This window comes from Streptomyces sulphureus DSM 40104, from assembly GCF_000381025.1.
In the GTDB taxonomy this organism is placed as follows: Bacteria; Actinomycetota; Actinomycetes; order Streptomycetales; family Streptomycetaceae; genus Streptomyces; species Streptomyces sulphureus.
In genome coordinates this window covers 405,772-420,044 of sequence record NZ_KB905816.1, presented here as the reverse complement: position 1 = coordinate 420,044, position 14,273 = coordinate 405,772, and the positions used below count along the sequence as shown (strand labels likewise).

At 73.0% G+C, this 14,273-nt stretch carries 13 protein-coding genes; 7 read left to right on the top strand and 6 right to left on the bottom strand.

Annotation, left to right across the window (positions count from 1 at the left end):
* Window positions 1-22: 22 nt before the first annotated feature.
* Window positions 23-1,165, top strand: coding sequence for a CaiB/BaiF CoA transferase family protein (locus F603_RS0113735; protein ID WP_037955897.1), 1,143 nt, complete (start codon window positions 23-25; stop codon window positions 1,163-1,165).
* A 15-nt stretch (window positions 1,166-1,180) separates the two neighbouring features.
* On the opposite strand, the gene F603_RS0113730 is transcribed toward F603_RS0113735, so the two are convergent.
* Window positions 1,181-1,957 (bottom strand): aldolase/citrate lyase family protein, encoded by a 777-nt coding sequence (locus tag F603_RS0113730; RefSeq protein WP_019546581.1) that lies wholly within the window; start codon window positions 1,955-1,957, stop codon window positions 1,181-1,183.
* Window positions 1,958-2,177: 220 nt separating this feature from the next.
* Window positions 2,178-3,692 (bottom strand): CoA transferase, encoded by a 1,515-nt coding sequence (locus F603_RS32105; RefSeq protein ID WP_019546580.1) that lies wholly within the window; start codon window positions 3,690-3,692, stop codon window positions 2,178-2,180.
* Between the two features lie 218 nt (window positions 3,693-3,910).
* Here F603_RS32105 and F603_RS0113720 point away from each other — a divergent pair, with 218 nt between their 5' ends.
* From F603_RS0113720 to F603_RS0113705, 4 genes are read left to right on the top strand one after another with little or no spacing between them, the layout of a single operon-like run.
* Window positions 3,911-4,477 (top strand): DoxX family protein, encoded by a 567-nt coding sequence (locus tag F603_RS0113720; protein ID WP_019546579.1) that lies wholly within the window; start codon window positions 3,911-3,913, stop codon window positions 4,475-4,477.
* Window positions 4,474-5,604, top strand: coding sequence for an enoyl-CoA hydratase/isomerase family protein (locus tag F603_RS0113715; protein ID WP_019546578.1), 1,131 nt, complete (start codon window positions 4,474-4,476; stop codon window positions 5,602-5,604). The genes F603_RS0113720 and F603_RS0113715 overlap by 4 nt, the downstream gene beginning before the upstream one ends.
* A 31-nt stretch (window positions 5,605-5,635) precedes the next feature.
* Window positions 5,636-7,045 (top strand): amidohydrolase family protein, encoded by a 1,410-nt coding sequence (locus tag F603_RS0113710; protein WP_019546577.1) that lies wholly within the window; start codon window positions 5,636-5,638, stop codon window positions 7,043-7,045.
* Between the two features lie 46 nt (window positions 7,046-7,091).
* Entirely contained in the window at window positions 7,092-8,075 is a 984-nt protein-coding gene (locus F603_RS0113705; protein WP_019546576.1) for an NADPH:quinone oxidoreductase family protein, read from the top strand.
* Between the two features lie 26 nt (window positions 8,076-8,101).
* On the opposite strand, the gene F603_RS0113700 is transcribed toward F603_RS0113705, so the two are convergent.
* From F603_RS0113700 to F603_RS0113690, 3 genes are all read right to left on the bottom strand, one after another.
* On the bottom strand, window positions 8,102-8,857 hold the full coding sequence (locus tag F603_RS0113700) for a GntR family transcriptional regulator (RefSeq protein ID WP_019546575.1): 756 nt from the start codon (window positions 8,855-8,857) through the stop codon (window positions 8,102-8,104).
* Window positions 8,858-8,924: 67 nt separating this feature from the next.
* Window positions 8,925-10,091: an acyl-CoA dehydrogenase family protein gene (locus F603_RS0113695; protein ID WP_019546574.1), complete on the bottom strand. Its 1,167-nt coding sequence runs from the start codon at window positions 10,089-10,091 to the stop codon at window positions 8,925-8,927.
* 69 nt (window positions 10,092-10,160) lie between these two features.
* Window positions 10,161-11,345: a CaiB/BaiF CoA transferase family protein gene (locus F603_RS0113690; protein ID WP_019546573.1), complete on the bottom strand. Its 1,185-nt coding sequence runs from the start codon at window positions 11,343-11,345 to the stop codon at window positions 10,161-10,163.
* Window positions 11,346-11,670: 325 nt separating this feature from the next.
* On the opposite strand from F603_RS0113690, the gene F603_RS0113685 reads away from it, so the two are divergent.
* Window positions 11,671-12,576 carry an HTD2 family dehydratase gene (locus F603_RS0113685; protein ID WP_019546572.1) on the top strand — a complete coding sequence of 302 codons (906 nt, stop codon included), beginning with the start codon at window positions 11,671-11,673 and terminating at the stop codon, window positions 12,574-12,576.
* Window positions 12,573-13,391, top strand: a complete 819-nt coding sequence (locus F603_RS0113680; RefSeq protein WP_019546571.1) for an HpcH/HpaI aldolase/citrate lyase family protein — start codon at window positions 12,573-12,575, stop codon at window positions 13,389-13,391. The genes F603_RS0113685 and F603_RS0113680 overlap by 4 nt, the downstream gene beginning before the upstream one ends.
* A gap of 37 nt (window positions 13,392-13,428) precedes the next feature.
* Here the strand turns inward: F603_RS0113680 and F603_RS0113675 are convergent, their stop codons facing one another.
* Window positions 13,429-14,193 carry an SDR family NAD(P)-dependent oxidoreductase gene (locus F603_RS0113675; RefSeq protein WP_019546570.1) on the bottom strand — a complete coding sequence of 255 codons (765 nt, stop codon included), beginning with the start codon at window positions 14,191-14,193 and terminating at the stop codon, window positions 13,429-13,431.
* Window positions 14,194-14,273: the final 80 nt, after the last annotated feature.

Sequence of the window (14,273 nt, the reverse complement as noted above, 5' to 3'; positions counted from 1 at the left end):
CGTTCATGAGAGAGGGGTTTCGATGGCAGGGCCATTGCAGGGAGTTCGGGTCCTGGAGTTCGCCGGGATGGGCCCCGGCCCGTTCGCCGCGATGCTGCTGGCCGACATGGGGGCGGAGGTGATCCGCCTCGACCGGCCGGGCCGCACGGACGCGGGCGCCGCGGCGGCTTCGGCGCCCAACCCGGTCCTGCGCGGCCGTCGTTCGGTCGCGGTGGACCTCAAACACCCGGCGGCGCTCCCGGCCGTGCTACGGCTGATCGCCTCCGCCGACGTGCTCGTCGAGGGATACCGACCGGGCGTCATGGAGCGCCTCGGGCTCTCGCCCGAGAGCTGTTGGGAGCGGAACGCCGCCCTCGTCTACGGCAGGGCGACAGGATGGGGGCAGTCCGGCCCGTACGCACAGCGTGCCGGGCACGACATCAACTACCTTGCCCTCTCCGGAGCCCTGGACCCGATCGGTTCTCGCGGAGGGCCGCCCGTACCGCCTGTGAACCTGTTGGGGGACTACGCGGGCGGCGGCCTCTACCTCGCCTTCGGCCTCGTCGCCGCGGTGCTGGAGGCCCGCTCCTCCGGGACGGGCCAGGTGGTCGACGGCGCGATCGTCGACGGCGCCGCACACATGACCACGACCCTGCACTGGAAGCACGCCACCGGCAGTTGGAACACCGAGCGCGGCACCAACATCCTCGACGGCGGCGCCCACTTCTACGGTGTCTATGAGACCGCGGACGGCGGCCATGTGACCGTCGGTGCGCTGGAGCCCCAGTTCTATGCCGAGGTGCGGCGCATCCTCCAGCTCGACGGACCCGAGTGGGACGATCAGCGCAACCCGAGGCTGTGGCCGGAGCTCACACGCAAGCTGGCCGACCTCTTCCGTACGCGCACCCGCGAGGAGTGGTGTGCGCGCTTCGCCGACTTCGACGCCTGCTTCGCACCGGTCCTCACGCTCGACGAGGTGGCCGGGCACGAACACCATACGGCCCGTGGCACGTTCGTGGTGCGCGACGGGGTGACCGAACCCCTGCCCGCCCCCCGGCTGTCGAGGACGCCGGGCCGGTTGCCCGCTGGGCCGCCGAGGGCCGGCGAGCACACCGAGGAGGTGCTGCGGGAAGCCGGGTTCGACGAGCGGGAGATCGGCGAGCTGCGAGCGGAGGCCTTCCGGTGAGCGCCGTCCCGGCTCTCAGACGGAGCAGGGACGGCACCCGTACCGCTCGGCGAGCGCCTCGCTGCCCCGGGCGAGCAGTGTGACGTCGGCGCCGACGAGGACGAACCGTGCGCCTGCCGCCAGGTACCTGCGCGCGTACGTTTCGTTGAAGGCGTTGACGCCCGCGGGCTTTCCGCAGGAGACGATCGTGCCGAGTGCCCTCTCGATGGTGGCGACCACCTCGGGGTGTTCCGGCTCGCCGAGGTGGCCCATGGCGGCTGCGAGGTCCGCAGGACCGAGGAAGACCGCGTCGACCCCCTCGACCGACGCGATCTCCTTGAGCCGCCCGACCGCCTCCGGCGACTCGATCTGCACGGTCAGCGTCAACTCCGCGTCGGCTTCGGCGAGATAGCCCGCCCGACGGTTCCAGCGGGAGGCCCGGGCCAGTGCGCTGCCGACGCCGCGTATGCCGTGTGGCGGGTAGCGGGTCGCGGCCACCGAGACCTCCGCTTGCCGGGCGTTCTCCACCATCGGCACCATCAGGTTCCGCACGCCGATGTCCAGCAGCTGCTTGATCTTCGCCGGCTCCCCGTCGACGGGGCGGACGACGACCTCGGGCGGGTAGGGGGCGAGCGCCTGGAGCTGGGCGAGGGTGGAGTGCAGGTCGTTGGGGGCGTGTTCCTGGTCGAGTAGGAACCAGTCGAGACCGGAGCCCGCGCAGATCTCGGCGCAGTACGGGCTGCCGGCGGCGAGCCACATGCCGATCTGCGGACGGTCGCCTGTGAGCAGTTCGGCCCAGCGGCTCGTGGCCATGGTCACTCCCGGAGGTCGACGGTGCGGTGGGATGTGCGGCGCCGTGCATCTCCGGGGCGCTGTCCCGAAGACGTCACACACCGAGAGGTGACGGATGCGTCGCACCGTGCACATGCCCCAACCTCTCCTGTGTGCATGGTTTTACAGCTCCGCTCGGGAGAGGAGAGTCGTGGCGGGGCTCGGATTTCTGACCTATCTGTATACGACTACGGGAGCAGGATCAAGCCCCGGACCCGTCGGTCAGCACCGCGGGGTTCCGTGCCCCGTCCCCCGCCGGGGGCAGGAGCGCGGCGAGCACTTCCCGAGTGTGGGCGCCCAGCGCCGGCGCGGCCCCGGAGGCCGTGCGCACAGCGGGGGCGGCCGGAGCCGGGTCTCTCGGGTGGGGCAGTCCGTCGGCCCCGAGGCGCAGTGCCGCGAGGCACACCTCGCTCATCGCGATGTCGACCAGCCAGCCCCCGCCGCCGCACACCGCGGCGAGCGCGCCGAGCGCCGCATGTACGCCGGTGAGCGGATCGGCGAGGGCGTCCCCGCACGGCAACGGGCCCGCGGCATCCCTGGCCACCAGGCCGGCCGCCGCCGCGACATCGTCGCCGAATCCGGGCCTGTTCGCCCACGGGCCGGTACGTCCGTACGCGGTGATGCTCACCCAGCTCAGCCCGGGCCGCCGGGCGCCGAGTTGACGGGGATCGATGCCGAGCGCCGCGAGCGCCCTGGGGCGTGAGCCCTCGATGACGACATCCGCTCGGGCGAGCAGCGCGCGCAGTGTCTCGGCCCCCTCCGCCGTGGCGAAGTCCAGCGCCACCGAGTGGTCTTCAGCATGCAGGAGATCGTGGAAGGCGGCCGTGCCGCGGCGCGCGCCGTCGGGTCGCCGGGTGCTCTCCACTGTCACCACCCGCATCCCCGTGCGCTGTAGGAGGTGGGCACAGAGCGGGCCCGCCCAGAGCGAGGAGAGGTTGACGACGAGCGGCGCCGCCCGCGGCGCCGCCGGCGCCGCTATGGCCTCCAACACCAGGGGCCCGCACGGGCGTTCGGTACCGCGTCGCCGTGCGTACCGCTCCGCTGCTCCCACGGAGGCGGCGGGCAGGCCGAGCAGCGCGGCGCGCTCGTCGGCCTCCGCGCTCGGGGTACGCGCCGCCCAACTCTCCACCGCCTCCCAGGGGTCGGCGGTCTCCTCCCCGGTGAGCGCGGGGACCAGTTCGAGGTCGGACGGGCGGGAGAGACTGATCCCGAAGGCGCCGTCGGCGGTGGGCAGCAGCCGGAAGGCGCCGCCGACGGAGCGGGGCCCCCGACGCACCGTGCCCTGGAGCGCAGCGCGTTCGGAGAGGACGCGCAGGTCGGGTAGGGGGGCGAGGACCGGCGGCGGCCGGTGCGGCGCTCGCCGTCCGAGGCGGCGCAGTGCGTCGAAGGCGAGGAGAGCGCCGCGGGCCGCGGAGGCCGGTGCGCCCGGGGCAGGCAGCGGAGGCCCGTCGGGCCGGCCGGTCAACTCCATGGCGCCGCTCGCCGCCCAGTCGGCCGCCGGATGGCGCGGAAGAACCGGCAGCGCGTCGGCGCGGTCCGGTGAGCCGGTGGCGTCCAGGAGCAGTCGTGCGTCGCCGGCGCGAGGTGGGACGGAGGCGCCGAGGGCCCGCAGGAGGGCGAGGGCATGGCGCATGCCGGGGTCGGTTCCGCGTCCGGCGACGGTGAGACCGTCCAGCGGGCCGGACGCGACCTGTTGCCGGGCGTTGCTTTCGTTCATCACACCCCCGTTTCCCGAACTCCTCGCCGTGGTGCTCCTGTTCGTCTCTGCCCTGCTCAAACCGGCATGGCGGAGGAGGAGTCGGGGAGCCCTGAGCCGCGGGTGCGGTAAGTCTCAGTGGGTCAGCCGTTCCCAGCGAGCCGTCGACAATGCATTATGCAGATGATCGAGAAACCACTCGACCGAAGCTACGGGATCCACGTTCCCAGGAGGCTCGCATGACGCATTCCGGGACCCGGCACCGGCAGACCGGTGGAAAGGACGCGGCGGCACTCGCCCTGCGTGCCACCCTCGGGCCGATGCTCTTCGCTCACGGCTGGAACAAGTTCACCGGATCCGGTGGACTCCGCGGCACCCGCGGATGGTTCGACTCGCTCGGCCTCAAGCCACCGGCCGTGCAGGCCGGGCTCGCCGCCACCACCGAGGTCGCCGCCGGAGCGGCGCTCACGGTGGGGGTCGCCAACCCCCTCCCCGCGGCTGCCGCCATCGGCCTGATGTCTGTCGCGGCCCGGACCGACCACAGGGGCAAGGGGTTCTTCGTCTTCAAGGGCGGTTGGGAGTACACCGGCGTGGTGAGCGGGGCGGCCGTCGCCCTGGCGGCGCTCGGGCACGGACGCTACTCGCTCGACGGCGTCCTGCCGCGCCGCTGGTCGGGCGCGACAAGTGCGCTGGCTGCGGCGGGACTCGGCACCGCGAGCGCCGCACTGCTCCTCAAGCTCTGCTATCACCCGGGCGTCGCCGAGCCGGACGGCGACCGACCCGCGGGGGAGGCGGACGTCGAGTGACGCACGCGGGGCGGCGGGTATCCGCGGGACCCGTACGGTCGGCGGCGGGACCGAGTATCCGACGGCTGACGCCTTCGGAGGTCGTCGCTCTGCCTGACGGCCTGGAGGAGACCGCGGCGCCCGGAGCGGAGCCGACCCCGCATGCCGCGACGGTGCTCACCTTCGTCGATCTGCCGGCGGCTGTCGAGACCGGGCTCGACCTCGAACGTGTCGCCCGGCGGCTGCGCGCGTCCGCACGGATACTCGTCGGCATGGCTCACGAGCCGCTGCCAGCCGCGCTGTTGCCGCTTCTCGAAGCACTCACGCTCACCCTCAGCGCCGTCCCCCAACACGGGCGCGCCCATGTGACGGTCGACGACCCCGCGGCGGAGGCAGCGCGCCTCGCCCGCGCCGTGCAGACCGCTCCGCGCTCCGCGCTGGCGCTCGCCGGCGTGCTGCGGGCGACACCGCTGCTGCCGGTGGACGACGGGTTGGCGGTGGAGTCCCTGGCCTACTCGATGCTGCAATCGGGCCCCGAGTTCGCGGCCTGGCGGGCAGCCCGCGCGCCCAGTACGGTTCCGCCGCCCCCATCGGACCCCGTCCTCCTGTCCGACGAGGGCGACGCACTGTCCATCACGCTCAACCGGCCCGAGCGACGCAACGCCCTCGGAGCATCCCTACGAGACGCCCTGATCGAGGCGTTGGAGACGGCCGCCGCCGACCCGCGCCTGCGCACCGTCGAACTGCGCGGCGCGGGGCCCGACTTCTGTAGCGGCGGCGACCTCGACGAGTTCGGCGGCTTCGCCGACCCCGCGAGCGCGCACGCGATCCGACTGGCACGCAGCGCCGGCCGGCTGGTGCACCGCAACGCGGGCAGGGTCAGGGCCAGGCTCCACGGCGCCTGCGTCGGCGCCGGGATCGAGGTGCCTGCCTTCGCCGGCGAGGTCGCCGCCGAGCCGGGATCCTGGTTCCGGCTGCCGGAACTCGGCCTCGGGCTGATCCCCGGAGCCGGCGGAACCGTCAGCCTGCCGCGCCGGATCGGGCGATGGCGTACGGCGTGGATGGCGCTCACCGGCGACCGCGTCTCCGCCGCCACCGCGGCGGAGTGGGGTCTCGTCGACCGGATGGTCCCGACGGTGCGCGCATGACCGCCCCGCCCGGTACCCGGGGGAGTCGGCGATGGCGCTGATCCTGCGCGGTGTAGAGCTCGACGGGCGGCGCACCGACGTCCGCGTCGATCCCGAGCCGCGCGGGCGGGGCACCATATCCGCCGTGGGGGCGGTCCGCCCGCGGCGGGGAGACCGGGTCGTCCACGCGGACGGGGGCGCCCTGCTGCCCGGGCTCGTCGACCGGCATCTGCACCTGATGGGCCTCGCCGCAGCCGCCGACTCGGTGGAGTGCGGGCCACCGTCCGTGACGACGACGGAGGTGCTCGCGGCCGTGCTGCGTCGCCGTGCCCGGAATCTGCCCGAGGGCGGCTGGCTCCGCGGCGTCGGCTACCACGAGTCGGTCGCCGGCGACCTCGACCGCGACCGGCTCGACGCGCTGGCGCCCGGCGTTCCGGTGCGCGTCCAGCACCGCACGGGTGCGATGTGGTGCCTGAGCGGTACGGCGATCGCCCGGCTCGGCCTCGACACGTGCGAGGGGCTCCCCGAAGGCGCGGAACGCGACGCCGACGGCCGCTTCACCGGTCGGCTCTGGCGCCAGGACGCTTGGCTGCGCCGCCGGTTGGGGCCCGCGGACGAGCCCGACCTCGCCGCGGTGGGCAGCCGGCTCGCGGCGTACGGGGTGACCGCGGTGACCGATGCGACCCCGGAGCTGGACTCGGAGACGGTCCACGCCCTCGCGCGCGCCGCGGACGACGGCCGGTTGCCGCAGCGGCTCACCCTGCTCGGCGTCGGCGTGACGGAGCCGCTCCCTTCGCCCCGTCTCGGTCGCGGCCCCTTCAAGCTGCTGCCGCCGGACCACGACCCCTGGAGCTACGAGGAGTTCCGCGCCCGCGTGCACGCCGCTCGGGGGGCGGCCCGTCGTCCGGTCGCGGTGCACTGCGTCACCCGCGAGTCCCTGGTGCTCACCCTCGCCGTCCTCCGGGATGCGGGCCTCGTGCCGGGCGACCGGATCGAGCACGCCGCCGTCGTGCCGCCCGAACTCCGCGGGGAGCTGCGGGAGCTCGGGCTCCTCGTGGTCACCCAGCCGGCCTTCGTCGCGGAGCGCGGAGACCGTTATCTCTCCGATGTCGAACCCGATGACCTTCCGCACCTCTACCCGTACGCCTCCCTTACGGAGGCGGGGGTAGCGGTCGTCGCGTCGAGCGACGCTCCGTACGGCACGCCCGATCCGTGGGCCGTGATCCGGGCGGCGCGCGATCGCCGCACGCCCTCGGGCGAGGTGCTCGGGCCGGGTGAACGGGTCACCGCGGCACAGGTGTTGACCGGAATGCTGGCGCGCGGCGTCGTCGTCAGGGGCGCTCCGGGCGACCTGTGTCTGCTCCGCACCGGGCTGCACGAGGCGCTTGGCGCTCCCGCCGCCTCCCTCGTGCGGCTGACGGTCTCCGCGGGGCGGGTGGTGCACGACACGGGGGCCGCCTGAACCCGAATCCCGCGCCGCCGGGGCGCCCAACGGAAGGAGAACGCCCATGCGTGCCGTCGTCTGCCGGGCCCACGGAGCGCCGGAGGATCTCGTCATCGAGGAGGTACCGACGCCGCGCCCCGGCCCCGGAGAGGTGTCGGTCTCGGTGCGTTCGGCGGCCGTCAACTTCCCCGACGTGCTGCTCGTCGCGGGCGGCTACCAGGTCACGTTGGAGCCGCCGTTCGTGCCGGGCAGCGAACTGGCCGGCCGTATCGCGGCGGTGGGAGCCGGCGTCACCCGCTGGGCGCCGGGCGAGCGGGTGGCCGCGACGGTCGCGACGGGCGCCTTCGCCGAGGAGGTGGTGGTGCCGGCCGCCTCGGTCCGTTGGATTCCGGCGGGTACCGGCTACGCGGAAGCGGCTGCCGGGGGAGTGGCGTACCGCACGGCCTACCACGCGCTGCGTTCGGTGGCCGAGGTGCGTCCCGGGCAGTGGGTGGTGGTGCTGGGAGCGGCGGGTGGAGTGGGCTCCGCCGCCGTCGAGCTCGTACGGCGTTTGGGAGGCAGGGCGTTGGCGGCGGTCTCCGGAACCGCGAAGCTGGAGCTGGCCCGTGCGCGCGGAGCCGAATGCGCCGTGGACTACACGCGGGAGGACCTCAAGTCGCGTATCCGCGCCCTGACAGGAGGCGGAGCCGACATCGTCCTCGACCCGGTCGGAGGCCCCCACGCCGAAGAGGCGCTGCGCGCCCTGCGGCACGGCGGCACCTTCGTCACGCTGGGCTACGCCGCGGGGACGATCCCCGCGATACCGCTCAACCTCGTGCTGCTGAAGGGGGTTACGATTCGCGGCCTGGAGGTGCGGACCTTCGCCGAGACCGACCCCGAAGCGGCGAGGCGCGACACCGAGGAGCTCGACGCACTCCTCGCCGAGGGCGTGCTCTCACCGCACATCGGCGCCCGCTACCCGCTCGCGCGCACCGCCGAGGCGCTGCGCGAGGTCGCCGACCGCAGAGCGCTCGGCAAGGTGGTGGTCGACGTGGCAGACGACGAGTGACGTCCCGGCCGTCACCTTCCGCACGCTCAGTACACGTGCCGGCGCAGGTTGACCCGGTACGAGTAGTGCTCGGGGAGGAAGTGACTGATCGCGAGCTCCACCGGCGTCCCCGAGGCGGAGAGGTAGAGCCGGTCGATGCGCAGCAGGTGCTGCTCGGGATCGCAGTCGAGGTGGGTGGCGACCTCGTGGGTGGCCGTGTCGACGGTGATGGACTGCTCGGCCTCGGCGATCGGGTCGTCGAGCACGTCGTCGAGCAGGCCGATGACGGTCGCCCTGCTGCGTGCCCCCTGCCTGCTCACCTCGGGCGCCGACGCGATCAACCCGCCGGTGTCGGGCGGCAGGTAGACCGTCGTGAGGCAGAACGGGAACTCGTCGTGGAGCCTGCGGAAGGCAAGCTTCCAGACCTGGTCCGAGGAGAGCCGCAGCCGCCCCGCCGCGGCCAGCGCGACCTGTCTGCGCAACGGCGCGACGAGCTCCATGGTGGTGTCGAGCGAGAGCCCCATCAGGTCGTCGATGGAGCCGAACTGCCGCAGGTAGGGGTCCTCGTGGCGGGTGACGAAGGTGCCGCGGCCCGGGACGCGGTAGACCAGGCCCTCGGAGACAAGGTCGTGGAAGGCGCGTCGCACGGTCTGCCGGCTCACCGCGTAGCGGTCGGCCAACTCGGCCTCGGTGGGGAGCCGGACGCCGTCGGGGAACTCGTGTCGGAGGATGGCCTCCCGCAGCTCGCGGGCGAGTCGCAGGTAGGCGCTGTCCCGGCCCGTCGTGCCGCGTATCGCGCTCAAGTCACCACCTCGTCAGGCCCGTCGGAGGGAATGTACCAGGGCACGCCGCGGGGTTCTCGGCGTGCCGTCAGCCATCGAGGCCGCCTCGGGAGACCAGTTGGCGCACGATGACGTCGCGCTGGATCTCATTGGTCCCCTCGCCGACGATCATCAAGGGGGCGTCCCTGAAGTAGCGTTCGACGTCGAACTCGGTGGAGTAGCCGTAACCGCCGTGGATGCGGACTGCGTTGAGGGCGATCTCCATGGCCGTCTCGGACGCGAAGAGCTTGGCCATGCCCGCTTCCATGTCCACCCGCCTTCCGGCGTCGGCCTCCCGCGCGGCGTGCAGGGTCAGATGCCTGGCCGCCGAGAGCTTCGTCGCCATCTCGGCGAGGTAGGTGCCGATCGCCTGGTGGCGCCAGATCGGCTTGCCGAAGGACTCCCGCTCCTGCGCGTAGGCGAGCGCGTCGTCGAGCGCCGCCTTGCCGACGCCCAACGCCCGTCCCGCCACCTGGAGTCGGCCCGTTTCCAGCCCCTTCATCATCTGCGCGAAGCCGCGGCCCTCCACATCCCCGAGGAGCGAGGAGGCGGGGGCACGGTAGCCCTCGAAGGAGAGTCCGCAGCTCTCCACCCCCTTGTAGCCGAGCTTCGGCAGGTCACGGGAGACGGTGAGGCCGGGGCCGTGCTCGACGAGCAGGACCGACATGCCCCGATGAATGGGCTCGGCGTCCGGGTCGGTCTTGCACAGCAGGGCGATCAGCTGCGAGCGCCGGGAGTTGGTGATCCAGGTCTTCGCGCCGTCGACGGTGTAGCCGTCCGCCTCGCGGCGCGCCCTGGTCCGCATCGCCTGTAGGTCGGAGCCGCCGCCCGGCTCGGTGAGCGCCATCGTCGCGCGGACCTCACCGGTCGCCATCCGTGGGAGGTAGCGACGCTTCTGCTCCTCCGTACCGAAGTGCAACAGCAGTTTGGCGACGACGGTGTGGCCGCCCATCGCACCCGCCAGGCTCATCCAACCGCGCGCCAGCTCCTCGGTGATGAGGACGTAGCAGGCGCTGGAGACCGGCGTACCGCCGTGCTCTTCGGGGACGGCGAGGCCGAAGACGCCGAGCTGCTTCATCTGCTCGATGAGCGCCCCGGGATAGGCGTCGGCGTGCTCCAGGTCGCGGGCGACCGGCCTGACCTCCCGATCGACGAAGTCGCGGACGGTCTCGACCGCCAACTTCTCGTCCTCGGAGAGGGTGTCGTGGATACTCATCGCTTCCCTTCCGTCGGCCGCGCTCCCGGCGTGGGCGCGGCGCCTCTGCTGCCCTTGTCGCCGGCTCCGTCAGACGACCTCTTCGGTGCGGAGCGCCGCGATCTCCCCTGCGCCGTAGCCGAGTTCCTCGAGAATCGGTGCGGTGTGCTCACCCAGCGCCGGTACCGGGCCCATCCGGGCCTCGGTCCCCGCCAGGTCGGCGGGCGGGACCAGCGCCCGCGTCGTCCCGTCGGGAACCGAGACCTCGCGCCACCGGTCACGGGCGGCGAGGGCCGGATGCGCGAGGAACTCGGCGACCGAGTTGACGCCGGCGTTGGCGATGCCCAGGTTGTCGAGAAGCGCACAGATCGTGGTGCTGTCGGCGGCGGCGAACCGCGCCGTGACATGGGTGTCGAGGGCGGCCCTGTTGGCGACCCGGGCCGCGCCGGTGGCGAACCGCGGGTCGTCGATGAGTTCGGGGCGCTCCAGGAACCGCTCGCACAGTACGGCCCACTCGCGGTCGTTCTGGATCGAGAAGAGCACGTCCTTGCCGTCGGCCGCCGGGTAGGCGCCGTAGGGGGCGATGGTGGCGTGCTGGGTGCCGAGCCTGGCGGGCTGCGTGCCGCTGTGCGCCGTGTAGTTGGCCGGCTGTCCCATCCACTCCGCCAGCGCCTCGAAGAGCGAGACCTCGACCGCTCGGGCGACACCTGTGGTCGCCCTCGTGTAGAGGGCGGTGAGCACGCCGGAGTAGCCGTACATGCCGGCGGCGATGTCGGCAACCGAGATGCCCACCCGCGCGGTCGCTTCCGGGGTGCCTGTCAGCGAGACGAGTCCGCTCTGGCACTGCACGAGCAGGTCGTACGCCTTGCGTTCGGCCCACGGCCCCGAGGTGCCGTAACCGCTGATCGTGCAAGGGATGATCCTCGGGTTGAGCTCCTGGAGCGATCCCGGGTCGAGGCCCATCCGCGCCGCGGCCCCCGGTGCGAGGTTCTGTACGAACACGTCCGAACTACCGAGGAGTTGGTCCAGGATGCGTCGGCCGGGGGTGCTCTTCAGGTCGAGCGTCAGCGATTCCTTCGAGCGGTTGAGCCAGACGAAGTAGCTCGACTCGCCGTGCACGGTGGTGTCGTAGCGGCGGGCGAAGTCGCCGCCGTCCGGACGCTCGATCTTGATCACGCGGGCGCCCAGGTCAGCGAGTTGCCTGGTCACGAACGGGGCGGCCACCGCCTGTTCGAGGCTGACGACGGTGATCCCGTCGAGGGGGCGTTCCGTCATTCCCTGCTCCCTTCACATGGCGCGGGCCCGGCGGGCGGGGCGATCCGTGGGGCCGGGCCGCCGGGCAGGTGCCGTTCCCCGTGCCCGGTGTCGAGCGCTCCCGCGGGGCCGGGTCGGTACGTCGGCATTCCGGTGGGGCAGCTGCGCCCGAGCCGGCTGACGGTCACGCCTGGTGGGCGGATGGATCATTTGTACGGCCAATTCACGCGTGCGTCAACGGCACCGGGATCTGCTGAACTCCCATGTCCAAGGAGGGACTTGACGTACGGAAGCCAATCGGCGAATACTCCGGGCCATATTTGTACGGCCCTATTGGGAGTGGTGCATGTCGACATCGCCCGCACAGGAAGCAGGCCGAGCCGCCGAGGAGGGCCTGGCACGCTACCTGGTTTCCTGGCACCCCGAACCCGTTGTCGACCACGACGACCTCGACGCCGCGCCCACCGCGGCGCTCTCGGCCGTACTCGACCTCCCCCAACCCGCCGCCGGCCCCGGGGACACGCTCCCGCTGCTGTGGCACTGGCTCCACTTCCTGGAGTGGCCGCCGCAGCGTGAGCTGGGAGAGGACGGACACCCCCTCCACGGGCACTTCCTCCCCCCGCTTCCCGACCGGCGCCGCATGTTCGCCGGCGGCCGACTGCGGGTGCAGGAGCCGTTGCGGCTCGGTACCCCCGCTTGGCGCAGGTCCTCGCTCCACCGGGTCGAGACCAAGCACGGCAGGAGCGGCGAGATGGTCTTCGTCACCACGCGCCACGAGTTCGGTCAGGGCGACCGCTCCTGCCTCGTGGAGGAACAGGACATCGTCTACCGCTGCGAGGACCGGGCCCCGAGCCGGCCCGTACCGCCCGATCCCGACGCCGCGCTGCCGCGGGAAGCCGCCGACTGGTCCGTCCCGATGCGTCCGGACTCCCGGATGCTTTTCCGCATCAGCGCGCTGACCGCCAACAGCCATCGAATCCACTACGACGCGCCCTACGCCGAACAGCGCGAGGGCTACCCGGGACTGGTGGTGCACGGACCCCTGCTGGCCCTGCTGATGGCCGAGTCGCTACGGCGCAACGCACAGGCGCGGCCCACCTCGTTCGACTACCGCCTGCGCAGCCCGATCTTCACGGGCGAGGAGCTGCGCGCGGTGCGGGACGGCGAGCGCGGCGACGGAGGTCGAGTGCGCCTGCGCGTCGAGACGGCGCGCGAAAGCCGACATGCCACGGCAGCGGCGGGTTGGGCGTGAGCGGGCGAGAGGCCACCGGCTGGGAGCTGGCGCAGGCGCTGCTCTTCGTGCCCGCTGATCGCCCCGATCGGTTCGACAAGGCCGTCGAAGCTTCGCCGCACGGCGCCATCCTCGATCTGGAGGACGCGGTGCCGGCGGACCGCAAGGCCGTGGCGCGGCAGGCCGTGGTGGAGTGGCTGACGGCCGGTGGCCGCGCGATGGTCCGCGTCAACTCCCCCGGGACTCCCTGGTACGAGGCGGATGTGGAGGCGGTGGCAGGGTGCGGCTGCGCTCTCATGCTGCCGAAGGCGGAGGAGGCGTCCGTCGTGGCCGACCTCGCCCGACGTGGAGCGGGCCGCCCCGTCATCCCGTTGGTCGAGACGGCGCGTGGGGTGGAGGCCGCGGACCGGCTGGCCGCGGCGCCCGGGGCGGCACGGCTCGCCTTCGGAAACGCCGACCTGGCCGCGCAGTTGGGCGTGGCCCACGACGACCGGCTCGCGCTCGGCCATGCACGCTCCCGGCTGGTGCTCGCGTCGGCCGCGGCCGGGATCGCACCGCCGCTGGACGGTATCACCACCGCGCTGCGGGACAGCGCTCCGGCGGCGGAGGACGCCGCCCACGCGCGGCGGCTCGGATTCGGTGGAAAGCTGTGCATCCACCCTGCCCAAGTACCCGCCGTCCTGGCGGGGTTCGCCCCCAGCGACGAGGAGGTGCGGTGGGCGCATACGGTCGTGGAGGCGGGCGAGGGCGCCTCGGCGGTGGATGGCGCGATGGTCGACAGGCCGCTGATGGAGCGGGCGAGGCGCCTGCTGGCCCAGGTGCACCGAGGGCGGTGACTCCGGTGGGCAGGGGCGGTGCTCCGCCCCCGCCCACTCAGCGCATCATCAGGGTGCCGCCGTCCACGGGGAAGACCTGGCCGGTCAGGAAGTGCGCGGCGGCGCTACAGAGGAAGGCCATCACCGGAACGAAGTCCCGTGCGATATCGCCGAGTCGGCCGCCGAGCGGCACCGACTCAGCCATCTTCGCGTCGTGTTCCGCGAGTTGCTCGGACGTCATCGAGGCGCGGGTCCGGTCGTACATCGGCGTCCAGACCGCCGGTGCGACGGCGTTGACGGTGATGCCGTAGGGGGCCCACTCGACGGCGATCGAGCGGACCCAGGCGGTGACGGCACCCTTGCCGGCCGCATAGGCCGCCTTGCCCGGGTACCCCTGCACCCCGGCCGCGGAGGCGAAGTCGAGGATCTGACCGCCATCTTCGCGCAGGTGGCGGAAGACCGCCTGGTTGGTGAGGAAGGTGCCGGTGGCGTTGACGGCCATGACTTTCTCCCAGGTGCCCAGGTCGATGGCCTCGGCGGCCCCGCCCGGGGCGATGCCGGCCGCGTGGACGAGCACGTCGAGGCCGCCCAGGCGTCCGACCGCCTCGTCCACAGCGGCGTCGACCGACTCCCTGTGTGAGACGTCGCACTGCACGAACCCCGCCCCCGACTCCGCGGCGATCGTCTCCCCGGGGTCCTTCGACAGGTCGAGCGAGACGACCTCGGCCCCCAGTTGCGGGAAGGCCCGCACGAGGCCCTCGCCCATGCCGCTCGCGCCGCCCGTGATGATGATCCGGCGGTGGCGTAGCTGCTCTCGGCCCATTTCGACTCCCTCGCTCTCCTGGGGACGGCGCGCCGACGGTGTCGGGCGCCGTCAACCCCTGCGGTCTCTCCGCGCTTCTG